The following is a 26,181-nucleotide window of genomic DNA, read 5'->3' as shown; positions in this document are numbered from 1 at the left end:
GATCAGCGACGCGGTGGGATTTCACCCGCTAGACGTTGAAGCGGAACTCCACCACGTCGCCGTCCTGCATGATGTATTCCTTGCCCTCGATGCGGGCCTTGCCCTTGGCCCGGGCCTCGGCGATGGAGCCGGTCTCGACCAGGTCGTCGAAGGAGATGACCTCCGCCTTGATGAAGCCCTTCTGGAAGTCGGTGTGGATGACTCCGGCGGCCTCGGGGGCGGTGGCGCCCTTCTTGATGGTCCAGGCCCGGGTCTCCTTGGGGCCGGCGGTGAGGTAGCTCTGCAGGCCGAGGGTCTCGTAGCCGACGCGGCCGAGGGTGGCCATGCCGGTCTCCTCCTGGCCCATGGACTGGAGGAGTTCGAGCGCCTCGTCCTCGTCCATGCCGATCAGCTCGGACTCGATCTTGGCGTTGAGGAAGATCGCCTCGGCCGGGGCGACCAGCGCGCGCTGCTCGTCCTTGAAGGCCTCGTCGGTCAGCTCGTCCTCGTCGACGTTGAAGACGTAGAGGAACGGCTTGGTGGTGAGCAGGTGCAACTCCCGTACGGAGGAGGCGTCGAAGCCGACCTCGAACAGGGTCTTGCCGGACTCCAGGACCTTCTGGGCCGCCTCGGCCGCCGCCAGGGTGGCCGCGGACTCCTTCTTCAGGCGGGCCTCCTTCTGGAGGCGGGGCAGCACCTTCTCGATCGACTGGAGGTCGGCGAGGATCAGCTCGGTGTTGATGGTCTCGATGTCGTCCTTCGGCGAGACCTTGCCGTCCACGTGCACCACGTCCGGGTCCACGAAGGCGCGGATGACCTGGCAGATCGCGTCGGACTCGCGGATGTTGGCGAGGAACTTGTTGCCCAGGCCCTCACCGACGCTGGCGCCGCGGACGATGCCCGCGATGTCCACGAAGTCCACCGTCGCCGGCAGGATCCGCTGCGAGCCGAAGATCTCGGCGAGCTTGGCCAGCCGGGCGTCCGGGACACCGACCACGCCGACGTTGGGCTCGATGGTGGCGAACGGGTAGTTGGCCGCCAGCACGTCGTTCTTGGTCAGGGCGTTGAACAGGGTCGACTTGCCGACATTCGGCAGACCGACGATTCCGATCGTGAGCGACATGTAGCGATGTCCCGTGGGCTTGGAGGGAGGTGGATCGGCACCGGTCCGGGCCGATCCCCCAGTCTACGGGGCGCGCCCTGGGGAGCCGCTCGGGCTCCAGGAACTCCGAACGGGTCACCCATGTCCGGCCCCGTCGATCGCGGCCCGACCCTGCTCCCGGCCCGGACACGGAGGAAGCAATCCGCGGGCATTACACAGTGTGGCGATGATCGGACCGTACGTTGGGTGGGTGGAGCAGAGCATCCGTACCCAGCCGCCAGGGCCGAGGCGGCGGCCGCCGACAGGTGCCGCCGCCGAGGCCGCCGTACCGGGGCCGGCCGTGCCCCCCGACACCCGGCTCCGGCCGGCCTCCGGTGCCCGGGCCGCCCCCAGGCTGCGCCTTCGGCTGCCCGCCGACCGCCGCCGGGGCGGGCGGCCGACCCGGCTGACCGCGATCGGGACGGGCGTGGTCGCGGTGCTGGCCACGCTGCTGGTGGCGGCGGTGGACCGGGTGCTGTTCGGCGATCTGGGGCTGCTGTTCGGCCTCGGCTACCTGGCGGTCTGCTTCCAGCTCGCGATCCGGGTCCGGCTGTCGGACCTGCCGGCCGCCCCGATCAGCGGGCCGATCGCCTTCGCGGCGGCGCTGGTGCTCTGCCAGCCGGCCGACGTGCACGGGATCACCGGCCAGGTGGTGGCGCTGGCCAGCGGGCTGGCGCTGCGGGCCGGCTGGCTGTTCGCCGGGACGGGGCTGGCGGTCCTGATCGTGGCGGCCCGGTTCCTCGCCCAGCGCCGGATCCGCCGGGCCCGCTGACCGAGGCTCCGGGCCCGCTGGCCGAGGCTCCGGGCCGGCTGACCGAGGCTGCTGACCGGCCCGCCGGCCACGACCACCGCGACCGCCGCCTCCCCGGGTCGGACGTCCGCGCGGCTCAGCCCGCCTTGGCGGCCGCCATCGCGGCCCCGACGATGCCCGCGTCGTTGCGCAGCCGGGCCGGCACCACCTCGGCCCCGCGCTCGGTCAGCAGCGGCAGGAACTTCTCGTGCTTGCGGCTGACCCCGCCGCCGATGATGATCAGCTGCGGCGAGAAGAGCCGCTCCACCAGGCCCAGGTACTCGTCCACCCGCTCCGCCCACGCGGACCAGCTCAGGTCGTGCCGCTCCCGGACGGCCGAGGAGGCCCGGTGCTCGGCGTCCTTGCCGCGCAGCTCCAGGTGGCCGAGCTCGGTGTTGGGCACCAGGGTGCCGTCCACGAAGAGCGCGCTGCCGATCCCGGTGCCGAAGGTGAGCACCATGACCACTCCCCCGTGCGCCTGCCCGGCGCCGTGGGTGAGCTCGGCCAGCCCGGCGGCGTCGGCGTCGTTGAGCACGGTGGCGGGCAGCCCCAGGGCGTCCTGGAAGAGGCCCGCGGCGTCCATCCCGATCCAGCCCTTGTCCACATTGGCGGCGGTACGGGTGTGGCCGTCGACCACCACGCCGGGGAAGGTGAGGCCGACCGGGCCCTGATGGTCGAAGTGTCTGACCACCTCCTGGACGGCGGCCACCACCGACTCCGGTGACGCGGGGTGCGGGGTGAGCACCTTGTGCCGCTCCTGGGCGAGCGCCCCGCGCTCCAGGTCGACCGGCGCGCCCTTGATGCCCGAGCCACCGATGTCCACGCCGAATACCGTCGTCATCTGCCGCCGACCTCCGTCATCCACAGCCTGTGCACAAACGTACGGGCGCAGGACCGCCCCCGCCTGCTGATACCCCGGCCCGGGCAGCACGACGCCCGGGACCCGTAGCGGGCCCCGGGCGTCGACGAGCGGGGTCAGAGCTTGCCGGCGGCCTCGGCGCGCAGGTCGCGGCGGAGCTCCTTGGGCAGCGAGAACTGCAGGTGCTCCTCGGCGGTCTTGACGGTCTGCACATCGGCGTAGCCGCGCTCGGCCAGGTAGCCGAGCACGCCCTCGACCAGGATCTCGGGCACCGAGGCGCCGCTGGTCAGGCCGACCGTGGTGACGCCCTCCAGCCAGGCCTCGTCGATCTCGTCGGCGAAGTCGACCAGGTGGGCGGCCTTGGCGCCGTACTCCAGACCGACCTCGACCAGGCGGACCGAGTTGGAGGAGTTCTTGGAGCCGACGACGATCAGCAGGTCGGTCTCGGGGGCGATCTGCTTGACCACCACCTGGCGGTTCTGGGTGGCGTAGCAGATGTCGTCGCTGGGCGGGCTGACCAGCAGCGGGAAGCGCTTCTTCAGCTCGCCGACGGTGGCCATGGTCTCGTCCACCGAAAGAGTGGTCTGGGAGAGCCAGACGACCTTGGACTCGTCCCGGACCACGACGTTGGCCACGTCCTCGGCGCCGTCGACCAGGTGGATCCGGTCCGGGGCCTCGCCCATGGTGCCGACGACCTCTTCGTGGCCCTCGTGGCCGACCAGCAGGATGTCGTAGTCCTCGTCGGCGAAGCGGACGGCTTCCTTGTGCACCTTGGTCACCAGCGGGCAGGTGGCGTCGATGGTGGCGAGCTTGCCGGCCTTGGCCTCGTCGTGCACGGACGGCGCGACGCCGTGGGCCGAGAAGACCACGATCGCGCCCTCGGGCACCTCCTCCGTCTCGTCGACGAAGATCGCGCCCTGCTTCTCCAGGGTCTGCACGACGTACTTGTTGTGGACGATCTGCTTGCGGACGTAGATCGGTGCCCCGTACTGCTCCAGGGCCTTCTCCACGGCGATCACGGCGCGGTCGACGCCCGCGCAGTAGCCCCGGGGGGCGGCGAGCAGGACACGGCGCTGAGCAGTGGTGGACATGGCTCCATCGTACGGGCGATGCGGTGCCGGCCCCACGCGCGTGGCCCGTCGGGCGTGGAGCGGGTCGCGCAGGGGGTGGCCCCGGCCGGCCGGTGAGGGCCGCCCGGCGGTGTGGGTGGGCGGCGCTAGCCTCGTGGGTATGGCCAATTCCAGCTCCCCCGAAGCGCCGATCCCGGTCGGCAAGGTCTCCGCGCTGATCGGCGGCTGGATCGACCGGCTGGGGGAGGTGTGGGTCGAGGGGCAGATCGCGCAGCTCAACCGGCGACCGGGGGCCGGGATGGTGTTCCTGACGCTGCGTGACCCGGACCGGGACGTCTCACTGACCGTCACCTGCTTCCGGTCGGTCTTCGACCAGGTCGCCGAGGTGGTGCAGGAGGGCTCCCGGGTACTGGTGCACGCCAAGGCCGAGTGGTACACGGCGCGCGGGTCGCTGTCGCTGCGGGCCGCCGAGATCCGGCCGATCGGGCTGGGCGAGCTGCTGGCCCGGCTGGAACAGCTGAAGAAGCGACTGGCCGGCGAGGGGCTGTTCGCGGCCGACCGCAAGCGCCCGCTGCCCTTCCTGCCGCACCGGATCGGGCTGGTCACCGGCCGCGGTTCGGCCGCCGAGCGGGATGTGCTGGAGGTGGCCCGGCGGCGCTGGCCGGCGGTCCGCTTCGAGGTGCGCAACGTGCTGGTGCAGGGCCCCAGCGCGGCCGGGCAGGTGGCCGCGGCCGTCCGCGAGCTGGACGCGCTGGCGGAGGTGGACGTGATCGTCGTCGCCCGGGGCGGCGGCAGCGTCGAGGACCTGCTGCCGTTCTCGGACGAGGAGCTGATCCGTACCGTGGCGGCCGCCCGCACCCCGGTGGTCAGCGCGATCGGCCACGAGCCGGACCAGCCGCTGCTGGACTTCGTCGCCGACCTGCGGGCCGCCACCCCGACCGATGCGGCCAAGCGGGTGGTGCCGGACGTCGGCGAGGAGCTGGCCCGGGTGCACCAGCTGCGCGACCGGGCCCGGCGGCACATCACCGGCCGGGTCGAGCGGGAGCAGGCCGGCCTGGAGGGGGTGCGCAGCCGCCCGGTGCTGGCCGCGCCGCACCGGCTGGTGGAGGGCCCGGCGGCGGAGGTGAGGGCGCTGCTGGAGCGCTCGCGACGGGTGCTGGGGCACCGGCTGGACCACGCCCAGACGGATCTCGGGCACACCCTCGCGCGGGTGGTGGCGCTGTCGCCGCTGGCCACCCTGGAGCGCGGCTACGCGGTGCTGCAGCGGGCGGACGGCATGGTGGTGACGGATCCGGCCGGGGTGGCGGCGGGCGAGCGGCTGCACGCCCGGGTGGCCGCGGGCGCCTTCGAGGTCACCCGCGCGCAGGACGCCGGCGGGCGGGTCGGCGACGAGCAGGCCACCCGCGGGCAGGACGCCGACGGGCAGGACTGACCGGCGGGCGGCCGGGGAGGTGGCGGCCGGGGAGGTGGCGCCCGGGGTCTGTCGGCGGCAGGCCCTACGCTGGCGCCATGGCAGATCAGCAGAGCACGGTCGGCGCCGACGACAGCCTGGGCTACGAGCAGGCGCGGGACGCGCTGCTGGAGGTGGTGCGCCGGCTGGAGGGCGGCGGCATCCCGCTGGAGGAGTCGCTGGCCCTGTGGGAGCGCGGCGAGGAGCTGGCCAAGGTCTGCCAGCGCTGGCTGGACGGCGCCCGGGCGAGGCTGGACGCGGCGCTGGCGGTGGAGGAGGGCCCGGCCGATCCGGAGTGACCCGGATCGGTGCACCGGACCGGTGAACCGGAGCAGTGACCCGGATCACATCGCGGCGGAGGAATTGTTTAACATTCACAGACTGTTGTGGACTACCGATCGGCACCCCGCGCCGTGACGCTTCCCCCGAACTCCCCCCGTGACAAGGTGACCCGCCATGACTCTGGCTCTCGACGCCGCCGCCCAGGACCTGCTCTTCCGTGAGGCCCGCACCGCCAACACCTTCACCGACGAGCCGGTGAGCGACGAGCAGATCCAGGCCATCTACGACCTGGTCAAGTACGCCCCGACCGCGATGAACCAGCAGCCGCTGCGGATCACGCTGGTGCGCAGCCCCGAGGCCCGCGAGCGCCTGGTGAACCTGATGTCGGACGGCAACAAGGCCAAGACCGCCGCGGCCCCGCTGGTCGCCATCCTGGCCCAGGACAACGAGTTCCACCACGAGCTCCCCACCCTGTTCCCGCACTTCCCGCAGGCCAAGGACGTCGTCTTCGCCGAGCGCCCGGCCCGTGAGGCCTCGGCCGCGATGAACGCCACCCTGCAGGCGGCCTACTTCATCATCGGCGTCCGCGCCGCCGGCCTGGCCGCCGGCCCGATGCTCGGCTACGACGCCGCGGGCATCAACAAGGAGTTCTTCGCGGACGGCGACCACTCGGTCGTCACCGTGATCAACATCGGCAAGCCGGGCGAGGACGCCTGGTACCCGCGCTCCCCGCGCCTGGCCTACGACGAGGTCGTCACCACGGTCTGAGTGCGGCACCGAAGCGCGAGAAGGGCCTCCGGCTTCCGGGGGCCCTTCCGCGCATGCGGCGCCGGACGCAGCCGGGCCGCCGGGCGGCGGCCTAGCGGAGCGCCTGCGCCAGCTGCGCGAGCTCCTCGTACGAGGCGCTGCCGGCCACCACGGTGGTGGCGGCGCCGTCCTGCCGGGTCAGCCCGCGGTAGCGCTCACCCTGGTACCGCTCCCAGTCCTGGCCGGCCACCGGGGCGCTGCCGTCCGCCGCGCCGCCCGGCACCGCGGCCGCCAGCACGTCGGCCTTGGTCGCGTTGCTCTGCTCGACCGCCGCGTACTCGCCGGTGGGGGTGACGAAGCCCAGGTGCCAGACGTTGTGGCCGTTCTTGTCCTTGCGGTAGTCGACCGAGGTGGCCCGCCAGCGCTCCGGCAGCCCCTGCGGGCCGAGCACCGGGTACGGGGCCGCGCGCTTCGCCGAGGCCAGCGCCGTGTGGTAGTCCACCACGTGCACCCCGTCGCCCGCCGAGTGCGGTACGAAGAGGTACCCCACGGTCACCACGCCACCGACGGCCAGCATCGACAGGACCATGTCCCGCACCGACTGCCGGCTTCTCATGCTGCTCTTGCCTGCCACCCCCACATGGTGACCCATCGCGGGCGCGTCACCGGCACCCGGGGTGCCCGTGAGCGGCCCGCACGGCCCGAAACCGTCCGTAGCCGCAGGTGGGCGGGAGGTGCGCCACAGACACCCGTCCGGGGGGCAGATACGATCGCACCACCCTCACCACGGCGTTCGACGCAGGCAGTAGTCGAGCGCTCACTGGCCGTCGCGTACAGAGAGGTAACGACGATGACCACGCAGTTCTCGCACAACCTGCCCAGCGCCCTGGAGGTGGCCCCCGAGGCTCCCGACCGGAACCTCGCGCTGGAGCTCGTCCGGGTCACCGAGGCCGCCGCCATGGCGGCCGGCCGCTGGGTCGGCCGGGGCGACAAGAACGGTGCCGACGGCGCGGCAGTCAAGGCCATGCGCACCCTCGTCTCGACCGTCTCGATGAACGGCGTCGTCGTCATCGGGGAAGGCGAGAAGGACGAGGCCCCGATGCTCTACAACGGCGAGCGGGTCGGCGACGGCACCGGCGCCGAGTGCGACGTCGCCGTGGACCCGGTGGACGGCACCACGCTGACCGCCAAGGGCATGGGCAACGCGGTGGCCGTGCTCGCGGTCGCCGACCGCGGCACCATGTTCGACCCCAGCGCGGTCTTCTACATGGACAAGCTGGTGGCCGGGCCCGAGGCCGCCGACTTCGTCGACATCACCGCCCCCGCGGCGGTGAACATCCGCCGGGTCGCCAAGGCCAAGGGCAGCGCCGTCGAGGACGTCACCGTGGTGGTCCTGGACCGCCCGCGCCACGACGGCCTGGTCAAGGAGATCCGCGAGGCCGGCGCCCGGATCAAGTTCATCTCCGACGGCGACGTGGCCGGCGCCATCATGGCCGCCCGCGAGGGCACCGGCGTCGACCTGCTGATGGGCATCGGCGGCACCCCCGAGGGCATCATCGCGGCCTGTGCCATGAAGTGCATGGGCGGCGTCATCCAGGGCCGGCTGTGGCCCAAGGACGAGGCCGAGAAGCGCAAGGCCCTGGACGCCGGCCACGACCTGGACCGGGTGCTCAGCACCGACGACCTGGTCAGCGGCGAGAACGTGTTCTTCGTCGCCACCGGCATCACCGACGGCGAGCTGCTGCGCGGCGTCCACTACCGCCAGGAGACCGCCACCACCAGCTCGCTGGTGATGCGCTCCAAGAGCGGCACGATCCGCCAGATCGACTCCACCCACAAGCTCTCCAAGCTGCGGGCGTACAGCGCGATCGACTTCGACCGGGCCAACTGACGGCTCCCGGCGCACAGTTGCGGCGGCCCCCGGTGCACCGGGCGGCCGCCGCAGGCACGTTCAGCCGGCTATCCGGCGCTCCACCCCGACCCGGCGCACCTCGCGCAGCTCGCCGTCCCGGCGCCGGCGCCGGCTCAGCACGACCCGGCGCTCGGCCGCCGTCAGCCCGCCCCACACGCCGTACGGCTCCGGCTGGGCCAGCGCGTGCTCCCGGCACTCCAGCAGCACCGGGCAGCGGGCACAGACCCGCTTCGCGTGCTCCTCCCGGGCCAGCCGGGCGGCCGTCGGCTCCTTGGAGGGCGCGAAGAACAGCCCCGCCTCGTCGCTGCGGCAGGCCGCACCGGTGTGCCAGGGATTGTCGTCCAGGTGGCCGGGCTGCTGCGGCGCCGCACCCGACGGACTGCGGCGGGCGGCGACGGCACCGGGGGCACTGGACTCGATCGGATGCAGCACGGCGTACTCCTGACCAGGCTCAAGACTCGGGGGGAAGGCTCGCATCCCTGCCCGGCTGCCCCGCGCTCACCCCGCCGCGGCATCGGCACGCCGACGCCCGGGATCACAGCCTTACAGGAACGATGTGCGTGAGGAACTACCCCGCCACCGCCCGATTCATGCACACCGCACGCAACCGACCACGGACTGCACTCGACGCAACGCCCGGTGCCAACCGGCCAGTTGGCGCCGAGCGCGGCCCACGGACGGGCGCCGTCAGCCGTCCAGCTGCTTGCGCACCCACTCCTTGAGCTTCTTGCCCCGGCGCGGCCGCGCCTCGCAGCCGCCGAACACCGCCGCGCCCTTCACCCGCACCACCGGGGCGTACGGGTCGGCCGAGGTCTGCTCCTTGACGTCGAAACCGCCGAAGATGCCGACCCCGCCGCCGTGCAGGCTGACGTTCTCCGGCACCTTGATCTCCACCCCGCCGAAGATCGCGGTGACCTCGATCACCACCTCCGGCGACTCGAAGACCGCGTCGGTCAGGTCGATCTCCACCCCGCCGAACACGGCGATCGCGCGCAGCTGCGACCCCACCCGCCAGCGGCCCTTGCGGCTGGCCCCGCCGAAGACCGCCACCATCGAGGGCGACTCCGTCCGGGCCGGGGCCTGGGGGGCGCGGGCCGGCTGCGGGACCCCGATCGGGGCCTTCTCCATCGAGATCCGCCCGTGCGCCGGCAAGTCCCTGGTCAGCGGGGTCAGCTCGCCGAAGGTCTTGGCGTTGTACGCCGCCTCGATCCGCTCGGAGTGCTCCTCCACCGAGAGCCGGCCCTCCGCGTAGGCGTCCCGCAGCAGCTCGGCGACCTGCTCGCGGTCGGCGTCCGAGGCGCGCAGCTCGGCCTCGGCGACCGGGGCCGCCTCGGGGCGGGCCGAGGGCGTGGCCCCGGCCTTCGTCATGGGTACGGGCTCGTGCCCCTGGGCGTCCTGCGACGGCGAGTTGTCCACGGGGAAAGACTAGCCATTGCGGCCGCCCCCGAACGAGAGTTTCATTCGGTCCGCGTGACTCCCGTCACGCAGGCTGACCTTCGCGCGGGCCGCCGGGGTGCTGCGCCTACCCTGGAGGGTGCTTCGTCGACGCAGCCGAAAGACTTGAGGACCTCCCCATGGCCGCCACGCCAGAGTTCGCCTACCGTGACCTGCTCCCGATCGGTGCCGACCCCACGCCGTACCGCAAGATCACCTCGGAGGGCGTCTCCACCTTCGAGGCGAACGGGCGCACCTTCCTCCAGGTCGAGCCGGAGGCCCTGCGGCGGCTGACCGCCGAAGCGATGCACGACATCTCGCACTACCTGCGCCCGGCCCACCTGGCCCAGCTGCGCCGCATCCTGGACGACCCGGAGGCCAGCCCGAACGACCGCTTCGTGGCGCTGGACCTGCTGAAGAACGTCAACATCTCGGCCGGCGGCATCCTGCCGATGTGCCAGGACACCGGCACCGCGATCGTGATGGGCAAGCGCGGCCAGAACGTGCTGACCGAGGGCGGCGACGAGGCCGCCATCGCGCGCGGCGTCTTCGACGCGTACACCCAGCTCAACCTGCGGTACTCGCAGATGGCCCCGGTCACCATGTGGGACGAGAAGAACACCGGCAACAACCTGCCGGCGCAGATCGAGCTGTACGCCACCGACGGCGGCGCGTACAAGTTCCTCTTCATGGCCAAGGGCGGCGGCAGCGCCAACAAGTCGTACCTGTACCAGGAGACCAAGGCGATCCTCAACGAGGACTCGATGCTGGCCTTCCTGGAGCAGAAGATCCGCTCGCTGGGCACCGCGGCCTGCCCGCCGTACCACCTGGCGATCGTGGTCGGCGGCACCAGCGCCGAGTTCGCCCTGAAGACCGCCAAGTACGCCTCGGCGCACTACCTGGACGAGCTGCCCACCTCCGGTGACGCCGCCACCGGGCACGGCTTCCGTGACCTGGAGCTGGAGGCCAAGGTCACCGAGCTAACCCAGAAGATCGGCATCGGCGCGCAGTTCGGCGGCAAGTACTTCTGCCACGACGTGCGGGTGATCCGGCTGCCGCGGCACGGCGCCTCGCTGCCGGTCGCGATGGCCGTCTCCTGCTCGGCCGACCGCCAGGCGCTGGGCAAGATCACCGCCGAGGGCGTCTTCCTGGAGCAGCTGGAGACCGACCCGGCCAAGTACCTGCCGGACACCACCGACGAGCACCTCGACGACGAGGTGGTCCGGGTGGACCTGAACCAGCCGATGTCCGACATCCGGGCGCAGCTGTCCAAGTACCCGGTCAAGACCCGGCTCTCGCTCAGCGGCACCCTGGTGGTGGCCCGCGACATCGCGCACGCCAAGATCAAGGAGCGGCTCGACCGCGGCGAGGGCATGCCCCAGTACCTGAAGGACCACCCGGTCTACTACGCCGGCCCCGCCAAGACCCCCGAGGGCTTCGCCTCCGGCTCCTTCGGCCCCACCACGGCCGGGCGGATGGACTCCTACGTCGACCAGTTCCAGGCGGCCGGCGGCTCGATGGTCATGCTCGCCAAGGGCAACCGCTCCAAGCAGGTCACCAAGGCCTGCGCCGAGCACGGCGGCTTCTACCTCGGCTCGATCGGCGGCCCGGCGGCCCGGCTCGCCCAGGACTGCATCAAGAAGGTCGAGGTGCTGGAGTACCCCGAGCTGGGCATGGAGGCGGTCTGGCGGATCGAGGTCGAGGACTTCCCGGCCTTCGTCGTCGTCGACGACAAGGGCAACGACTTCTTCGCCGAGGTCACCGACGGGCCGCTGATCACCAGCCTGCGCGTCCGCTCCGCGGAGTAACAGGCACAGACGCTCCGCGGAGCAACAGACACGGTCGCTCCCCGGAGTAACAAGCAACGGTCGCCCCGCACACAGGAACTGCCCCGCTCGCACGTGCGAGCGGGGCAGTTCGTCAGCAGCCCTGCGACTACGGGTGGTTGGAGACGTTCCCCATCGGCTCGAAGATCTCGCCCGGCTTGCGCCCGGCGGTCTGCGGAGCCTGCTCCTCGGCCACGGGGGCGGGCTCGTCCTCGGCCAGCCCGTCGAGGACCTCCAGCAGCGGCTGCGGGTCCACGGTGTTCAGGGCGTGCTCGACCGGCGCGTTCTCGGCAACGACGGGAGCCGTGGTCGTGGTCTCGTTCTCGGCCATGAGGTTGGGCCGCCTTTCGCTTCATCAGATCTCAGCCCGGCCCGACCGGCACGGCCGGGGCGCCCGGACAGTATCGTAGAGGCCGCTAAATGTCTTATAAACACCACGCGCCTTGTCCTCTTCTCCAACGTTTGCGCGCCGCACCTTAAGCTGTCGCCTCTCTGCGGATCGACGAGCATCTCGCTCGGGGAACATCACCAAAACCAACGGGGGATCTCATGGAGCTTCAGGAGAAGCCGCACGCCGACGCGCTGCGCTTCCGGGTGCTCGGCCCCTTGCACGCCTGGCGCGGTGACCGCCCGCTCGCGCTCGGGTCGCCGCAGCAGCAGGCCGTACTGGCCGCACTGCTGCTCAACCACGGCCGCCCGGTGACCACCCAGGAGCTGGTCGACGGGCTCTGGGGGGACCGTCCGCCGCCCCAGGCGGTGGCCGCGCTCCGGACATATGTGTCCCGACTTCGCACGGTGATCGAGCCCGGTCGAGAAGTCCGCAAACCCGCAGAGGTTCTGGTTTCGGTCAGCGACGGCTATGCGTTGCGGATTGCGCCGAAATCACTCGATCTGGAGGTATTCGACCACGCCTTTGCCGAGGCGGGCGCGGCAAAGACGGCGGGCGATCCCCGCGAGTCCCATCGGCTGCTGGTCTCCGCGCTGTCGCTGTGGAGCGGCCGCCCGCTGGCCGGCCTGCCCGGGCCGTACGCCGAGAGCCAGCGCAACCGCCTCTCCGAGCGGCAGATCAACGCCGAGGAGGAGCGCTGCGCCACGGCCATCGAGATCGGCCACCACGCCGAGGTCATCGCGGAGTTGAGCTCGCTCGCCGCCGAGCACCCGCTGCGCGAGCGGCTGCGCGAGCTGCTGATGCTCGCGCTCTACCGCTGCGGCCGCCAGGCCGAGTCCCTGGGCGTGTACGCGGACACCCGCCGGCTGCTGATCGACGAGCTCGGGGTCGAGCCCGGCGCCGGCCTGGCGACCATGCACTCGCGCATCCTGGCCGCCGACCCCGCGCTGCTGCCGAGCCCGGCCAGCGCGGCCCCCGACCCGGAGGCCGCCGGCTTCCTGCCGCCCGCTCAGCTCCCGGCCGACGTCTCCGACTTCAGCGGCCGCAGCAAGCTGGTCAGCGAGCTGCGGGACGTGCTGCGCAGCGGCTCGGGCCAAGCCGTGGTGGTCACCTCGCTGGCCGGCATCGGCGGGGTCGGCAAGACCACGCTCGCGGTCCACGTGGCCCACGGGGTCCGGCCCGCGTTCCCGGACGGGCAGCTGTACGTGGACCTGCGCGGCGCCAGCGCCTCCCCGGCCGACCCGGCCGTGGTGCTCGGCGACTTCCTCTACGCGCTGGGCGTGCTGGAGACCCCGGACACCCTCGACCAGCGGGCCGCCCTGTACCGCTCGCTGCTGGCCGAGCGGCGGATGCTGATCCTGCTCGACAACGCCAAGGACGCCCGCCAACTGACCCCGCTGATCCCCGGCGTGTCCGGCAGCGCCGTGCTGGTCACCAGCCGCTCCCGGCTCGCCGAGATCCCCGGTGCCCACCTGGTGGACGTCGAGGAGCTGACGCCGGACGAGGCGCTCGCGCTGTTCTCCAGCATCGTCGGCGACCAGCGGGTCTCGGCCGAGCCCGAGGCCGCCCTCGCGGTCGTCACCGCCTGCGGCTTCCTGCCGCTCGCGGTCCGCATCGCCGCCGCCCGGCTGGCCGGCCGGCCCCGCTGGAGCGTCTCCGACCTGGCCCGTCGGTTAGCGGACCAGCGGCACCGGCTGCAGGAGCTGCAGCTCGGCAACCTGGCCGTGGAGACCACCATCGGCCTCGGCTACGCCCAGCTGCGGCCCGAGGAGGCCCGCACCTTCCGGCTCCTGTCGGTGGTCGACTCGCCCGATCTGCCGCTGTCCGCCGTCGCGGCGCTGCTCGGCGTGGACGAGCCCCGGGCCGAGGCGCTCGCGGAGGCGCTGGTCGAGGCGAACATGCTGGAGTGCTTCACCCCGGGCCGCTACCGCTACCACGACCTGCTGCGGCTGTTCGCCCAGCGGCAGAACGAGAAGGCCGAGGACACCGAGGAGCAGCAGGCGGCCCTGCTGCGGCTGCTGGACCTGTTGCTCGCCACCATGCAGAACGCGGCGCGGGTGATCGAGCCCGACGACGAGCTGCCGGAGCCGCTGCACTGCGCCACCTCGACCGGTCTGCGGCTGGTGGACAGCACGGCCGCGCAGGCGTGGCTGCGTGCCGAGCTCGCCCTGGTGCTGAGCAGCGTGGAGGCGGCCGTCCAGCAGCCGCTGGAACTCCTGCGGCCCGCCGTCGACCTGTTCATCGTGCTGCGGACGATCGTCGAGGACCCGACGCACGGCCAGCGGATCCGGGTGGCGCTGGAGGCCGCCGAGGCGAACGCCAAGTCGCACCGGGACGCCGCGGCGGTGGCCCGGATCCAGTTCGCGCTCGGCTTCCTGCACTACCTGGCCGGCGAGTTCCAGGCGGCGGAGGCCTCGTTCCGCCGGAGCCTGGAGCTCCAGGGCGCCGCGGACATCACCCAGCTCCGGGTGTCGGTCGCCAACATGCTCGCCATCGTGCTGAACATCGCCCACCGCTCGGCCGAGGCGCTGCCGTTCTTCCAGCAGGCGCACGCGATCAGCCGCAGTCTCGGTGCCACCATCGACGAGGCGCGGCTGCTCGGCAACATCGCCCGGGCCCATCTCGACCTCGGGCAGCACGACGCGGCGGCCGAGTCCGCGGCGGCCGCCGTGACCGCGGCCCGGGCCTCGGGGAACATCCCCTGCCTCGCGGACACCCTGTACCAGCTCGGTGTGGTGCTGCGGACCACCGGAGCCCCCGGCGAGGCCGCCGGGCACCTGCGCGAGGCGCACCAGCTCTACCAGTCGCAGCAGCACCGGCTCTGGGAGGGCTACTCGCTCTCCCGGCTGGCGGCCTGCCTGATCGGCGACTCGCAGTACCCGGAGGCGGCCGAGGCGGCCGAGGAGTCACTGTCCATCGCGCAGGAGATCGACGCCTCCTACTGCCAGGGCCTGGCCAACGCCGCCCTGGGCGAGGCGCTCCTGAAGCTCGGTCAGCCCGCGCGTGGGCTGGCGTGTCTCCAGGAGGCGCACTCGGTCTTCACCCGGCTCGGTGTGCCAGAGGCTCTCCCCGTGCAGAGCCTCATCGACGCGCAACAGCACACCGAGCCCTTCCCACCCCCCGCGCCGTGACCCGTCCCCCGGCGGGTCGTCCCCCCAGCGTCCGCGTTCCCGCAGCCCCCCGGCTGCGGGAACGCTCGGCGCTTCCCCGGCGCTGCACCGAACTCTGCCAGGGCTCGATTGACATTCGATAAACGTCCGGCCATTCCGACGTCCTCGCAGGTCACGGGTGGTAGGAGCGCGCGCCATGCGGCGTGCGGCCGGTGGCCGCACCACCCCGCCCGCACCCGAATGCTTCCGGTACCGGGGCGAATTCGCCCCACCGGCCACGAGTTGGCCAAAAAGGGACCCCATGGCGCAGTGATCACGCATATTCTCGAAGGCCGGTGCACACACCGCCGGTCCGCGCGGACCGGTACGAAGCAGTGGACACGGGGAGCGTGACGGCCGCCGCGGGCAGGGCAGTCGGCCGGTCGGCGGCCAGGGTGGAAAGGTGCCTTGCGAATCGTGACGACCGGACAGATATCCGACCCCGCCCAGGGCCGCGGCCCCTCCTCCACGACCCCCGAGGCCCGTGCGCACGCACGGCTCTGCCGGCGCCGCGCCGAGCGCGCCCTGCAGGCCCTGGCCTTCGACGCCATCGGCGCCCGCTACAACGAGGCCTTCCCGGCCAGGTCCGGCCAGCTGGCGTGCGGCGAGTGGCTGCTGGGCGAACTCGAGCCGGGCGCCCGGGTGCTGGACATCGGCTGCGGCACCGGAGAGCCGACCCTGCGCCAACTGGCCGACGGCGGGCTGAGCATGACCGCCGCCGACCTCTCCGACGGGATGCTGGCCCTGGCCCGGCAGGCCGTCCCGCAGGCCCGGTTCCACCAGGTCGACATGTACGATCTGGCCACCCCGCAGGCCGTCCGGGCCTGGGGCGTGCCGGAGCTCGGCCCCGCCGCGGCCAGGAGCTTCGCCGCGGCCACCGCGTTCTTCTCGCTGATCCTGCTCCCGCAGGACGAGATACCGGTGGTGCTCGGCCGGATCCGCGACCTGCTCCGCCCCGGCGGGCTGCTGGCGCTCGGCATGGTGGAGGCGGACCTGGACAACGCCCCGCTCCCCTTCCTCGGGCACGAGTTGAGGATCAGCGGCTACCTGCGGGAGGACCTCGCCCGCACCCTCGCCGGGGCCGGCTTCTCGGTGGAGTCCGGTTCCGGCCATCCGTACGCGCCGGCCAGCACCACCCTGCCTCCCGAGGAGCAGCTGTTCCTGCGCTGCCGGCGAGTCAGCTGACCAGTCCCTCCTCCTCGACACCTCAAGAACGGGCGGCCCGTGCGCGACCATCTCACCCCCAGGGCGGCGCAGCCGCCGGCCGTTCCCGTCCAGCGGCACCCACCGCCACCCGGCCATCCCGACGGCCCACCCGGGCACCCGGACGGCCCGCCCGAACCTCCGCAGGCTCCGCCCGAACCTCCGCAGGGCCCGGCCGACCGCCTCCGGCTGGCCGAGCGGCTCGCCTACCTGGACGGCGCCGCCCGCCGGATCAACAGCTCGCTCGACCTGCCCGCCACCCTGCGCGACCTCGGCCGGGTGCTGGTGCCCGCGCTGGCGGACGCCGCCGTGGTGCTGCTGCGCGATCCGCTGCCCGACGTGGAGCGCGACCCCGGGGTGCCGGCCGCGCTGCTGGTCCACCACACCTCGGGCACCCGGCTCGGCCGCGGCGGCGGGCCGCGCCCGGTCGGCCCGCAGGGCCCGCTCGCGCAGGCGCTGGCCCGCCCCGCGACGGCCGGCCCGGTGGTGCTGGGCGCCCCGGACGCCACCCGTCAGCACCCGCTGCTGGCCGAGCTGCTGGGCGCCCGCGCGCTGGGGCGGCTGCGCCCCGGGACGGCGCTGCTGGCGCTGCCGCTGCGGGGCCGTCAGGCCGTCCTCGGCATGCTGCTGCTGATCCGCCGCCCTGCGCAGGACCTGCCGGCCGATTACGACGCCGCCGACACCGCCACCGCGAGCCACCTGGCCACCCAGGGCGGGCTGGCGGTGGACACCGCGCTGCGGTACTCCCGGGAGTGGGAGATCGCCGACGAGCTGCAGCGCTCGATGCTGCCCACCCACCTGCCCCAGCCGCACGGGGTCCGGCTGGCGCACCGCTACCTGCCCGGCGAGAGCGGCGCGCAGGTCGGCGGTGACTGGTACGACTCGATCCCGCTGCCCGGCAACCGGGTGGCGCTGATCGTCGGTGACGTGATGGGCCACTCGCTCACCTCCGCGGCGATCATGGGCCAGCTGCGCACCAGCGCCCAGACCCTGGCCGGCCTCGACCTGCCGCCGCACGAGGTGCTGTACCACCTGGACGAGCAGGCCCAACGGCTCGGCCAGGAGCAGCACCTGGCCACCTGCGTGTACGCGGTCTACGACCCGATCGCCAACCGGGTGGTGCTGGCCAACGCCGGCCACGTGCCGCCGGTGCTGGTCCAGCCGGACGGCCGCAGCGAACTGCTGGACCTGCCGCCGGGGGCGCCGATCGGCGTCGGCGGGGTGGACTTCTCCTCGGTGGAGCTGCCGGCCCCGCCCGGCTCGGCCCTGCTGCTGTTCACCGACGGCCTGGTGGAGACCCGGCGGCGCCCGTTGAGCACCGGGCTGGAGCTGCTGCGCAGCCGGCTGGCCGGCGCCCACCGGCACTCCCCCGAGCACCTGTGCCAGGAGGCGCTGCGGATCCTGCCGGCGGGCGACCGCGGCGACGACATCGCGCTGCTGGCCGCCGCCTTCGACGGCATCCCGGCCGAGGACGTGGCCTACTGGTTCCTCCAGCCACGGCACGAGACGCCCAGCCGGGCCCGCCGGCTGGCCTCGCACGCGCTGCGGCGCTGGGGGCTGGAGGGGCTGGCGGAGAGCACCGAACTGATGGTCAGCGAGCTGGTGACCAATGCGATCCAGCACGCCACCCGGCCGGTGACGCTCCGGCTGGTGCGCACCTCGCTGCTGCGCTGCGAGGTCGGCGACGACAACGCGGCCCTGCCGCGTCCGCGCCGGGCCGGCCCGCAGGACGAGCGCGGGCGCGGGCTGCAGATCGTGGCCCGGTGCGCGGACCGCTGGGGTGCGACCCGGCTGGGCGCGGGCAAGGTCGTCTGGTTCGAGCAGCGGCTGCCGTAGCGGCCGGGGCGTGCGGGGGCGCGCAAGGCCGGTCGCGCGCCGGAGTGCGCCGGCCTGACGAGGCGTCACACCGGCGGTGTGTCGGCGGCCCCTCGCGATCCGGCGCCCGACGGCGCGCGTTTCCTGCCCGGCGCGGTGCACGATTCGCCCTCCGAGGGGTATCCACCAGGCAACGATCCGGTACGAACCGACGCCGGCATGACGGTCCACCCTGCCGTACCGACGGGAACGTGGAGCGCCGAGGACTGGAGCCAGCGTGAGCCGAGCAGCCGACGCAGCCGACGGGGCCGGATCCGGCGAGCCGGACGCCCCCTGCCCCCACCGGCCGTGCCCGGAGCACCACCCCGTGCCCGAGCAGGCCGAGCACGCCCGACCCACGGCGCACGCGGAGCACGCGGAGCACCCCTGCCACTACGGTCACCCGGGTCACTTGGGTCACTCCGGTCACCCGGGTCATCCGGGTCACTCGGGTCACCCGGACCACACCGATCACCCCGACCACCCGGAGCGGGCCGACGCCGACGCGGCGAAGGTCGCCGTCCACCTCGGCCTCACCACCGGCCTGAGCATCGAGGCCGAGATGCACACAGCCGCACCGAGCGGGCCGCTGCTGCCGGCGGCCTTCGCCGTCCTGGTGGTCAGCCTCGCGCACCTGTGCCTCGGGGTGGGGATGGCGGCGGCCGCCGTCTGGGCGGGCGCCCCGGACTACCTCTGCCTGCTCGCCGGGGCGGCCGGGCTGGGCGCCGCCTGGCTGCTCACCCGCAACACCCTGCGGGCGGCCGGGACGGTCCCGATGCCGCCCGCCCCGCTGGAGGACACCGCGGTCGCGCCGGTGCCCGGCCACGACTCAGCCGAACTCCCGTGACACCTTGGCCAGCTGCTCCAGGGCGAGGAGCACCTCGGGCCCGAGCACGGCCTCGGCCAGCTCGGGCCGGCCCCGCAGCCGCAGCACCGCGCGGAGCACATCGGCGTGGTGGAGCAGCCGGAGCGCGTCCAGGTACTCACCGGCCCGGGCCGGGGCCCCCTCCAGGTGGCTGCGGTGCCAGGCCTGGAGCACCGCCTTCACCACGGTGAACATCATCCGCCGCCCGCGCACCAGCTCCGCCCTGGCGTTGAGCGCGAACACGTCGATGGTCGCCTCGCCCTTGGCGGTGAGCGGGTCGTACGCGCCGGACTCCAGGTAGAGCAGCAGGTGGTCGGCCGGGTCCTCGCGGGACGGGTCGACCAGCAGGTGGGCACCGGTGACCGGGTCGCAGGGGAAGCGGTCGCGCTTGTGGTTGCTGTTGCAGTGGGCGCAGGCGAGCAGGTGGTTCTGCCAGTCGAAGGTGCGCAGCGGGGCCCGGGCGATCGGCTCGAAGTGGTCGATGTCGGTGCCGAGGTTGTCCCCGCAGTACATGCACCGCTCCAGGCCGGGGGCCATCTGGCGGAGCAGCAGCCGCAGCTGGGCCTTGGGCTGGCGGGCGCCGCGCCAGGCCGCCCGGCCGACCGCGGTGTTCGGCCCGGTCGAGCGGATCGCCTCGGTGCGGCGGGTGAGTTCGGCCAGCAGCGCGGGCCGAAGCGGCGGCCGCTGGAGCGGGATCACCGGTCCCGGCCGAGCAGCCGGGCGGTGGCCTCGTCGGCCCGCGCGGTGAGCGAGCTGTTCAGCTTGGCGCCGAGCTCGCGGTACTCGGCCAGCTCGGCGGCGGAGGCGTCGCCGGCGTAGAGCTTGCGCTCCAGGCGCACCAGCAGCCGGCGCTCGGCCTCCGCGTTCGCCGAGTAGGCGCTGGCGAGGCCGAACAGCTCGGAGAGCGCGGTGTCGTCGCCGCTGCCGTAGAGGATCCGCTGGTGCAGGTCCTCGCCCAGCAGCCGCGGCGGGGCGGGCTCCTCCTCGGGCCCGGCCAGCCGGATCAGCGCGCCCGGGTCGGCGGCCTGGCAGACGTACGGGCTGTGGGTGGCCACGATGAACTGAACCTGGGGGAAGTGCGCGGTGAGCCAGCCACCGACCCGCTGCTGCCAGGCCGGGTGCAGGTGGGCGTCGACGTCGTCGATCAGCACGGTGGCGCGGACCGGCAGGGTGGGCCGGCCGTCCACGTACTCGGGCCTGGTCCGGCGGGTGATCGCGGAGAGCTCGGCGACCAGGGTGACCAGCCGCGCGACGCCGTCGCCGAGTTCGGCGAGCGGCAGGGCCAGGCCCGCGCGCTCCACCCAGGGGCCGTCCGGCCCCGTGGCGGCGAGCCGCCAGCCGTCCGGCAGCAGGCCGTCCTCGACCAGGGCGGCGGCGGCGCCCTGGATCCCGGCGGGGGCCGGGCGGGCGACGGGGCCGAACCAGCGGTGCCGGGCCGAGGGCGGGCCGGTCCGCTCGGCCCGGGGCGCGGCGCCGGCGGCCCCGACGATCCGCCAGGCCGCTCCCCCGTTGAGCTCCACCGAGCCGGCCGGGCTGCCGACGGCCAGCCAGCGCTCCACCGGCACCGCCGGGTGGGCGCCGAGCGCCAGGGCGACGGCCTGCAGCAAGGTGCTCTTGCCGGAGCCGTTGGGCCCGGCCAGTACCGTCCAGCCGGCCGCCGTGCCGTCCGGCCGGGCCAGGTCGAGGTCGACCTCACGCGGACCGCTGAAGCACTTCAGGCCGGACACCTTGATCCGGGAGACGTCCACGGCACCCCCTCAGGCTCGAACCACCGTTCCAGGTATGCCCGGTGGATCACTCCACGATGCGCACCGGAAGCTCCCGCAGCACCTGTCGCAGTTCGTCGGCGAAGCGGTCGTACTCGGCGGAGCGGGCCGAACCCGCCCGGGTGGCGAGGCCGATCCGCCGGCCGGGCGCCGGATCGGCGAAGCGGACCGCGGCCAGCCGGTCGGTCCGGCCGGCCTCCACCTCCAGCGCGGTGGCCGGCAGCAGGGTGACGCCCAGGCCGCCGACCACCAGCTGGACCAGGGTGGACAGCCCCGCGGCGCGGGTGGAGCCGCCCCGCGGGTCGGCGCCGATCTCCCGGCAGATGTCCAGCGCCTGGTCGCGCAGGCAGTGGCCCTCCTCCAGCAGCAGCACGTCCAGGTCCAGCAGCACGTCCCGGGGGACGTCCACCTGCCCGGCCAGCTCGTGGTCGGGCGGGGTGACCAGGACGAAGTCCTCGTCGAAGAGCGGGATGTCCCGGGTCGGCGCCGAGCCGCCGGCGGGCAGGGCCAGCAGCAGCAGATCCAGCCGGCCGCCGGCCAGCCCCTCGAGCAGCGAGGGGGTGCGCTCCTCGTGGACGTGCAGTTCGAGATCGGGGTAGCTGTCGCGGACCAGCCGGAGCACCACGGGCAGCAGGTACGGGGCGACGGTCGGGATCACCCCGAGCTGCAGCGGCCCGGTGAACGGTCGGCGGGCCGCCTCCACCTCCTCGGTCAGCGCGTGCAACGAGGACAGCACCAGGCGCGCATGCCCGGCAACGCGCTCCCCCAGCGGAGTGATGATGACCCTCCGTGTCGTACGCTCCACCAGCTGCGCCCCGAGAGCCTCCTCCAGCGCGGCCACCGCGCCGGACAGGGCCGGCTGGCTGGCGCCGATGGCCGCCGCGGCGTCCCGGAAGTGCCGGTGCTCGGCCACCGCCAGGAAGGACCGCAGCTGGGCGACGGTGGGAGCGCGGGGCGGGCGCGCTGTGGGGATCGACACACCGGGATCAGGTTTGCGGGAACGGTCCGTGCGGCCGGCGGGGTGATGAGTACTGATAGCTCTCTCCGATCAGATGCATCGAGTCTAGCTATTTCCCTGATCAGTGCCCGCTGTGTAACCCTGGACCCTGTCCGAACCCGTCGAATCATAGGCAGATCGGACGAAATTCCCTCGATTTCTCACACCAGGAGAAGTGAACGTGCTCACGATCGGTGACAAGTTCCCCGAGTTCGACCTCAAGGCCTGCGTCGACCTCGACCCCGCGAGCGCCTTCGCCGACCTCAACCACAAGTCCTACGAGGGCAAGTGGCGCGTGGTGTTCTTCTGGCCGATGGACTTCACCTTCGTCTGCCCGACCGAGATCGCCGCGTTCGGCAAGCTGAACGAGGAGTTCGCCGACCGTGACGCCCAGATCCTCGGCGTCTCCGGCGACTCGGAGTTCGTCCACCACGCCTGGCGCAAGGACCACAAGGACCTGCGCGACCTGCCCTTCCCGATGCTGGCCGACGTCAAGCACGAGCTGATGCAGGCCTGCGGCGTCGAGGCCGAGGACGGCACCGCCCAGCGCGCCGTCTTCATCGTGGACCCGAACAACGAGATCCAGTTCGTCATGGTGACCGCCGGCTCCGTCGGCCGTAACCCCAAGGAGGTCCTGCGGGTGCTGGACGCCCTGCAGACCGACGAGCTGTGCCCCTGCAACTGGACCAAGGGCGAGGACACCCTCGACGCCCAGGCCCTGCTGGCCGGCTGACCATGGCCCTCGACGAACTGAAGGCCGCCCTCCCGGACTACGCCAAGGACCTCAAGCTCAACCTGAGCGCGGTCATCGGCAACTCCGACCTCCCCGCCCAGCAGCTCTGGGGCACCGTGCTGGCCTGCGCGATGGCCACCCGCTCCCCCGCCGTGCTGCGCGAGCTGGAGCCCGAGGCCAAGGCGAACCTCAAGCCGGAGGCGTACAACGCCGCCAAGGGCGCCGCCGCCGTCATGGGGATGAACAACGTCTACTACCGGACCCTGCACCTGCTCTCCGACAAGGAGTACAGCAGCATGCGGGCCGGCCTGCGGATGAACATCATCGGCACCCCGGGCGTCGAGAAGGCCGACTTCGAGCTGTGGTGCTTCGCGGTCTCCGCGATCAACGGCTGCGGCCAGTGCCTCGACTCGCACGAGGCCGTGCTGCGCAAGGCCGGTGTCGAGCGCGAGGTCATCCAGGCCTCGATGAAGATCGCCGCCGTGCTCCAGGCGGTCGCCGCCACCCTCGACTCCGAGGCCGTGCTGGCCGCGCTCTGAGTCGCACCCCGTCACACCCGAGGGGCCCCGCCGGACGACGGCGGGGCCCCTCGTCGTGCCGGGGCAGCGGGATTCCGGCTCAGGCGGTGGCGGCGCTCTCCGCCTCCGCCGCCTCACGGGCGGCCTCCAGTGCCACGAAGACCTCCAGGCCGGCCGCGTTCCGCCGGCGCAGGTGCCCGACCACCGTGTTGGTGACGGCGATCAGCGGCACCGCCACGATCGCCCCGGCGATCCCGCCGACGATCGAGCCGGCCGCGACCCCCAGCACCACACCCAGCGGGTGGACCCGGACCGCCCGGCCGAGGATCAGCGGCTGCAGGATGTGCCCCTCGATCTGCTGCACCGCGACCAGCACCACCAGCACCATCAGCGCGGTGAAGGGGTTCACCGTCACCATCGCGATCAGCACCGCGATCGTCCCGGTGACCAGCGCGCCGACCAGCGGCACGAAGGCCCCCAGGAAGATGATCACGGCCAGCGGCATCGCCAGCGGCACACCCAGCAGCTGGATGCCGATGCCGATGCAGAGCGCGTCGATGAAGGCCACGAAGACGGTGCCGCGGACGTACGCGGTCAGCGTGGCCCAGGCCTTCGGTCCGGCCCCCGCCATCGCGTACCGGGAGCGGCTGGGCAGGCCGCGCAGCGCCCAGCCCCAGATCCGGGCGCCGTCGTAGAGCAGGAAGAAGGTGGTGAAGGCCGCCAGCACCACCCCGGTGAGCACCTCGACCGCGATCGTCACCCCGGTGAAGCCGGCCGAGGTGATCTGCTCCGAGTTGGTGCCGATGGCGGCCGAGATCTGCCGGGCGAAGTCCTCGATCTGCTGCTGCGTCAGGTGCAGCGGCCCGTCCACCAGCCAGTCCCGGAGCTGGTTGACGCCCGCCTGGACCTTGCCGGTGACCGACTCCAGGTTGGTGCTCACCTGCCAGACCACGAACCAGCCGACCAGACCGATGCCGGCCAGCCCGCTCAGGAAGGTGCCCGCCGCCGCCAGCGAACGCGGCACCCCGAGCCGCCGCAGCCAGGAGACCGTGGGCTCCAGCAGCGCCGAGATCAGCAGGGCGGCGAGCACCGCGAAGGCGACCAGCCGGAGCATGTCGACCACCCGGAACAGCACGTACAGCGCGACCCCGAGCAGCAGCAGCCGCCAGGTCGACTCGGCCGCCACCCGCAGCCCCCACGGCACCGCCTCCACCGGGCTGGCCGGGCGCCCGGGCGGGGAGGCCCGGACCTGCGTGACCCGGGGCCGGTGCTCGGCCGGGCGGGGCGGTGGGATCCGCCCGCTGTCCTCCGCCGCCGGCTCGGCCCGCGCCCCGTCCACCGCCGGCTCGACCAGCGGCAGCGGGTGGTGGACCGCCTCCAGGGTCCGCAGTTCGCCGAGCGCGGCCGCCGCCACCAGGGCGGCCTCCGCGGCGGCCTCCGCAGCGGCGGCCCGGCGGCGGCGCTCGACCGCCGCTAGCACGCCGGCGGTCACCGCACCGGCCTTGGCCAACGCCTTCCACGCCTTCGAGTCCCGCGCCATCCCAGCTCCCCTGCTCCCCGCTCGGTCACCGCGCCGTCGTCCCGCACGATCGTCCGGGACGACGCTACCCGGCCGGGGCGCCCGCAGTGAGCGGGGCCCGGCTTCCGCGCCGGCCGCGCGCCCCGTCGAAACCGGGTCGAACAGGTACGAACTGTCTGGTTTCATACCAAGGAGAGTGGGGAGGAGACCGGTACCACCGACCAACTGTCCGCGGACCGGCCGGGGCCGGAGACACCAGGACCCTCTCCGTGCTCCCCGCGTCCGCACCAGGACCGCACCGCCCGCGAGCGCACTGGTCAGCGCCGCCCGGGCGGCGCGGCCCGCTTCCAGCCGCAGCCTCGCGGCACGGCGAGAGCCCCCGACCGCGGGCGGTCGGGGGCTCTCGGTGCGCTGCGGGCCGGCCGCAGGGGCCGGCGGAGCGCCTAGTACCAGTGGTGCGACTGCCAGAACGACCAGGCACCGCAAGGGCTGCCGTAACGGTCGTTCATGTAGTTCAGGCCCCACTTGATCTGGGTCGCGGGGTTGGTGCGCCAGTCGGCACCCGCCGAGGCCATCTTGGACCCGGGCAGCGCCTGGACCAGGCCGTACGCGCCGGAGGAGGCGTTGGTGGCCGTGTAGTTCCAGCCGCTCTCGCGCTTCACGATCTGGCTGAAGCACTGGAACTGGGCGTCGTCGCCGATGATCTGGAGCGCCATCTCCTGGACGGAGCCCGGGCTGACGGCGGCCAGCGTGGTGCGAGCCTTGTCGCGGTTGGCGGCCTCTTCGTCCGCCTTGCGCTTCGCATCGGCGGCTTCGGCGGCGGCCTTGGCGGCCTTCTCCGCGTCGGCCTTGGCCTGTGCGTCGGCAGCGGCCTTCTGGCGCGCGGCCTCCTCGGCGGCCTTCTTGGCCGCGGCGTCGGCCGACACCTGCTGAGCGGTCGCCTGGCGGCTGAAGTTGTCGCTGACGGTCTGCGCCTGGTCACCGGAGGGGACGTCGGCGAGCAGCGTGGCGCTCGCGACGTCGACCGTCGAGACGGTCTTGCCCTCGCTACCCGAAGCCGCACCAACGACGGCACCCACAGCGGTGACCGCGGTGGCAGAGGCCACAGCGACTCCCCGGACCGAGATCCGAGTCACATGGTTTCCTTCCAGCGTCGCCCGCGCGTGACCGTGCGGACGCAATCTGCCCCTTGGCGCTGGCCTCCACCCCTGCTCTGGTCACGGGAGGCGCTGGCCCGGCGCCGGCCCGAGAGACTCGGAACGGCGAACAGATCGGGCGGCGTACGACTCATCGGGTGTTCAGTTTTCCGCCCGCCAACCGGAGTTGCCGAGCGCGGTTCTGCCGTACGCGGGGCCTGACAGAACCCTCACCATGCCGCACCGGGCCGTGTCTACGCAATTCCCCTCTGCGTGGCGCATCTCACAATCTTGGCGGGCAGCCAGTTCGGCCGATCCATGGACAAGTGCCAGTCAGATGTGTTGGCACAGAAGGGGCCTGCCGCTCGGCGGCAGGCCCCTTGATGGTGGATTGTCCGATTTTATCCAGGCGATTTGTCGGCCTGCGGGGCGCCCGCGGAGGCGCCCGGCAGGGTCAGGGCTGGACGTCCTCCAGCATCTCGGTGACGAGTGCGGCGATCGGGGAGCGCTCGGAGCGGGTCAGCGTGATGTGGGCGAACAGCGGGTGTCCCTTCAGCTTCTCC

General features: G+C 73.1%; 24 protein-coding genes. 12 read left to right on the top strand and 12 right to left on the bottom strand.

Annotated elements, in window-relative coordinates:
• Nucleotides 1-28 precede the first annotated feature (28 nt).
• Nucleotides 29-1,102, bottom strand: coding sequence for a redox-regulated ATPase YchF (gene ychF / locus AB0K43_RS24460; RefSeq protein ID WP_363643192.1), 1,074 nt, complete (start codon nt 1,100-1,102; stop codon nt 29-31).
• Between the two features lie 229 nt (nt 1,103-1,331).
• Between ychF and AB0K43_RS24455 the strand changes: the two genes are divergently transcribed.
• Entirely contained in the window at nt 1,332-1,892 is a 561-nt protein-coding gene (locus AB0K43_RS24455) for a DUF6542 domain-containing protein (RefSeq protein WP_363643190.1), read from the top strand.
• A gap of 115 nt (nt 1,893-2,007) precedes the next feature.
• Here the strand turns inward: AB0K43_RS24455 and ppgK are convergent, their stop codons facing one another.
• Nucleotides 2,008-2,751, bottom strand: a complete 744-nt coding sequence (ppgK, locus tag AB0K43_RS24450; protein WP_363643188.1) for a polyphosphate--glucose phosphotransferase — start codon at nt 2,749-2,751, stop codon at nt 2,008-2,010.
• 134 nt (nt 2,752-2,885) lie between these two features.
• Nucleotides 2,886-3,860 (bottom strand): 4-hydroxy-3-methylbut-2-enyl diphosphate reductase, encoded by a 975-nt coding sequence (locus AB0K43_RS24445; protein WP_363643186.1) that lies wholly within the window; start codon nt 3,858-3,860, stop codon nt 2,886-2,888.
• Nucleotides 3,861-3,999: 139 nt separating this feature from the next.
• Between AB0K43_RS24445 and xseA the strand changes: the two genes are divergently transcribed.
• From xseA to AB0K43_RS24430, 3 genes are all read left to right on the top strand, one after another.
• Entirely contained in the window at nt 4,000-5,271 is a 1,272-nt protein-coding gene (gene xseA, locus AB0K43_RS24440; RefSeq protein ID WP_363643184.1) for an exodeoxyribonuclease VII large subunit, read from the top strand.
• Between the two features lie 77 nt (nt 5,272-5,348).
• Complete coding sequence (locus AB0K43_RS24435; protein ID WP_363643182.1) at nt 5,349-5,588, top strand: exodeoxyribonuclease VII small subunit; 240 nt, start codon at nt 5,349-5,351, stop codon at nt 5,586-5,588.
• A gap of 157 nt (nt 5,589-5,745) precedes the next feature.
• Nucleotides 5,746-6,339 (top strand): malonic semialdehyde reductase, encoded by a 594-nt coding sequence (locus AB0K43_RS24430; protein WP_363643180.1) that lies wholly within the window; start codon nt 5,746-5,748, stop codon nt 6,337-6,339.
• Between the two features lie 91 nt (nt 6,340-6,430).
• On the opposite strand, the gene AB0K43_RS24425 is transcribed toward AB0K43_RS24430, so the two are convergent.
• Nucleotides 6,431-6,952, bottom strand: a complete 522-nt coding sequence (locus AB0K43_RS24425; RefSeq protein WP_363643178.1) for a DUF4245 domain-containing protein — start codon at nt 6,950-6,952, stop codon at nt 6,431-6,433.
• Between the two features lie 216 nt (nt 6,953-7,168).
• On the opposite strand from AB0K43_RS24425, the gene glpX reads away from it, so the two are divergent.
• Complete coding sequence (gene glpX / locus AB0K43_RS24420) at nt 7,169-8,209, top strand: class II fructose-bisphosphatase (protein WP_363643176.1); 1,041 nt, start codon at nt 7,169-7,171, stop codon at nt 8,207-8,209.
• A 60-nt stretch (nt 8,210-8,269) separates the two neighbouring features.
• On the opposite strand, the gene AB0K43_RS24415 is transcribed toward glpX, so the two are convergent.
• The gene (locus tag AB0K43_RS24415) at nt 8,270-8,575 is read right to left on the bottom strand and encodes a WhiB family transcriptional regulator (RefSeq protein WP_363643250.1); all 306 of its coding nucleotides are present in this window, start codon (nt 8,573-8,575) and stop codon (nt 8,270-8,272) included.
• Nucleotides 8,576-8,917: 342 nt separating this feature from the next.
• Nucleotides 8,918-9,598 carry a DUF1707 domain-containing protein gene (locus AB0K43_RS24410; protein WP_363643248.1) on the bottom strand — a complete coding sequence of 227 codons (681 nt, stop codon included), beginning with the start codon at nt 9,596-9,598 and terminating at the stop codon, nt 8,918-8,920.
• A gap of 206 nt (nt 9,599-9,804) precedes the next feature.
• On the opposite strand from AB0K43_RS24410, the gene AB0K43_RS24405 reads away from it, so the two are divergent.
• Complete coding sequence (locus tag AB0K43_RS24405) at nt 9,805-11,472, top strand: fumarate hydratase (protein ID WP_363643174.1); 1,668 nt, start codon at nt 9,805-9,807, stop codon at nt 11,470-11,472.
• Nucleotides 11,473-11,599: 127 nt separating this feature from the next.
• Here AB0K43_RS24405 and AB0K43_RS24400 read toward each other — a convergent pair whose 3' ends face one another.
• Nucleotides 11,600-11,821, bottom strand: a complete 222-nt coding sequence (locus AB0K43_RS24400) for a hypothetical protein (protein WP_363643172.1) — start codon at nt 11,819-11,821, stop codon at nt 11,600-11,602.
• A gap of 218 nt (nt 11,822-12,039) precedes the next feature.
• Between AB0K43_RS24400 and AB0K43_RS24395 the strand changes: the two genes are divergently transcribed.
• From AB0K43_RS24395 to AB0K43_RS24380, 4 genes are all read left to right on the top strand, one after another.
• On the top strand, nt 12,040-15,009 hold the full coding sequence (locus AB0K43_RS24395; RefSeq protein WP_363643170.1) for a BTAD domain-containing putative transcriptional regulator: 2,970 nt from the start codon (nt 12,040-12,042) through the stop codon (nt 15,007-15,009).
• Between the two features lie 543 nt (nt 15,010-15,552).
• Complete coding sequence (locus tag AB0K43_RS24390; RefSeq protein ID WP_363643246.1) at nt 15,553-16,212, top strand: class I SAM-dependent methyltransferase; 660 nt, start codon at nt 15,553-15,555, stop codon at nt 16,210-16,212.
• Nucleotides 16,213-16,251: 39 nt separating this feature from the next.
• Nucleotides 16,252-18,066, top strand: coding sequence for an ATP-binding SpoIIE family protein phosphatase (locus AB0K43_RS24385; protein WP_363643168.1), 1,815 nt, complete (start codon nt 16,252-16,254; stop codon nt 18,064-18,066).
• 346 nt (nt 18,067-18,412) lie between these two features.
• Nucleotides 18,413-18,931, top strand: coding sequence for a hypothetical protein (locus tag AB0K43_RS24380; RefSeq protein WP_363643166.1), 519 nt, complete (start codon nt 18,413-18,415; stop codon nt 18,929-18,931).
• Here the strand turns inward: AB0K43_RS24380 and AB0K43_RS24375 are convergent.
• Genes AB0K43_RS24375 through AB0K43_RS24365 form a run of 3 tightly spaced genes read right to left on the bottom strand, consistent with a single transcriptional unit; the run spans nt 18,914 to nt 21,694 of the window.
• A complete protein-coding gene (locus AB0K43_RS24375) occupies nt 18,914-19,648 on the bottom strand; it encodes an HNH endonuclease (protein WP_363643164.1) in 735 nt (244 codons plus the stop codon). The two genes, AB0K43_RS24380 and AB0K43_RS24375, sit on opposite strands and share 18 nt — an antisense overlap.
• Entirely contained in the window at nt 19,645-20,697 is a 1,053-nt protein-coding gene (locus AB0K43_RS24370; RefSeq protein ID WP_363643162.1) for an AAA family ATPase, read from the bottom strand. The genes AB0K43_RS24375 and AB0K43_RS24370 overlap by 4 nt, the downstream gene beginning before the upstream one ends.
• A gap of 46 nt (nt 20,698-20,743) precedes the next feature.
• On the bottom strand, nt 20,744-21,694 hold the full coding sequence (locus AB0K43_RS24365; RefSeq protein ID WP_363643160.1) for a LysR substrate-binding domain-containing protein: 951 nt from the start codon (nt 21,692-21,694) through the stop codon (nt 20,744-20,746).
• A gap of 199 nt (nt 21,695-21,893) precedes the next feature.
• Here AB0K43_RS24365 and AB0K43_RS24360 point away from each other — a divergent pair, with 199 nt between their 5' ends.
• Nucleotides 21,894-22,445: a peroxiredoxin gene (locus tag AB0K43_RS24360; RefSeq protein WP_363643158.1), complete on the top strand. Its 552-nt coding sequence runs from the start codon at nt 21,894-21,896 to the stop codon at nt 22,443-22,445.
• 2 nt (nt 22,446-22,447) lie between these two features.
• The gene (locus AB0K43_RS24355; RefSeq protein WP_363643156.1) at nt 22,448-22,984 is read left to right on the top strand and encodes an alkyl hydroperoxide reductase; all 537 of its coding nucleotides are present in this window, start codon (nt 22,448-22,450) and stop codon (nt 22,982-22,984) included.
• Nucleotides 22,985-23,063: 79 nt separating this feature from the next.
• Here AB0K43_RS24355 and AB0K43_RS24350 read toward each other — a convergent pair whose 3' ends face one another.
• Nucleotides 23,064-24,503 (bottom strand): AI-2E family transporter, encoded by a 1,440-nt coding sequence (locus AB0K43_RS24350; protein ID WP_363643154.1) that lies wholly within the window; start codon nt 24,501-24,503, stop codon nt 23,064-23,066.
• Nucleotides 24,504-24,925: 422 nt separating this feature from the next.
• Nucleotides 24,926-25,618, bottom strand: coding sequence for a transglycosylase SLT domain-containing protein (locus tag AB0K43_RS24345; RefSeq protein ID WP_363643152.1), 693 nt, complete (start codon nt 25,616-25,618; stop codon nt 24,926-24,928).
• Nucleotides 25,619-26,181 lie beyond the last annotated feature (563 nt).

The sequence above is a fragment of the Kitasatospora sp. NPDC049258 genome, assembly GCF_040678895.1.
Classification (GTDB): Bacteria; Actinomycetota; Actinomycetes; order Streptomycetales; family Streptomycetaceae; genus Kitasatospora.
This window is presented reverse-complemented; position numbering and strand designations above follow the sequence as displayed.

What these genes read in the sequence shown, in the direction of transcription:
- AB0K43_RS24405 (WP_363643174.1), top strand. Translation starts at nt 9,805, where the DNA reads ATGGCCGCCACGCCAGAGTTCGCCTACCGTGACCTGCTCCCGATCGGT.
- AB0K43_RS24395 (WP_363643170.1), top strand. Translation starts at nt 12,040, where the DNA reads ATGGAGCTTCAGGAGAAGCCGCACGCCGACGCGCTGCGCTTCCGGGTG.
- AB0K43_RS24400 (WP_363643172.1), bottom strand. Translation starts at nt 11,821, where the DNA reads ATGGCCGAGAACGAGACCACGACCACGGCTCCCGTCGTTGCCGAGAAC.
- AB0K43_RS24410 (WP_363643248.1), bottom strand. Translation starts at nt 9,598, where the DNA reads ATGACGAAGGCCGGGGCCACGCCCTCGGCCCGCCCCGAGGCGGCCCCG.
- xseA (WP_363643184.1), top strand. Translation starts at nt 4,000, where the DNA reads ATGGCCAATTCCAGCTCCCCCGAAGCGCCGATCCCGGTCGGCAAGGTC.
- AB0K43_RS24445 (WP_363643186.1), bottom strand. Translation starts at nt 3,860, where the DNA reads ATGTCCACCACTGCTCAGCGCCGTGTCCTGCTCGCCGCCCCCCGGGGC.
- AB0K43_RS24350 (WP_363643154.1), bottom strand. Translation starts at nt 24,503, where the DNA reads ATGGCGCGGGACTCGAAGGCGTGGAAGGCGTTGGCCAAGGCCGGTGCG.
- glpX (WP_363643176.1), top strand. Translation starts at nt 7,169, where the DNA reads ATGACCACGCAGTTCTCGCACAACCTGCCCAGCGCCCTGGAGGTGGCC.
- AB0K43_RS24435 (WP_363643182.1), top strand. Translation starts at nt 5,349, where the DNA reads ATGGCAGATCAGCAGAGCACGGTCGGCGCCGACGACAGCCTGGGCTAC.
- AB0K43_RS24430 (WP_363643180.1), top strand. Translation starts at nt 5,746, where the DNA reads ATGACTCTGGCTCTCGACGCCGCCGCCCAGGACCTGCTCTTCCGTGAG.
- ychF (WP_363643192.1), bottom strand. Translation starts at nt 1,102, where the DNA reads ATGTCGCTCACGATCGGAATCGTCGGTCTGCCGAATGTCGGCAAGTCG.
- AB0K43_RS24355 (WP_363643156.1), top strand. Translation starts at nt 22,448, where the DNA reads ATGGCCCTCGACGAACTGAAGGCCGCCCTCCCGGACTACGCCAAGGAC.
- ppgK (WP_363643188.1), bottom strand. Translation starts at nt 2,751, where the DNA reads ATGACGACGGTATTCGGCGTGGACATCGGTGGCTCGGGCATCAAGGGC.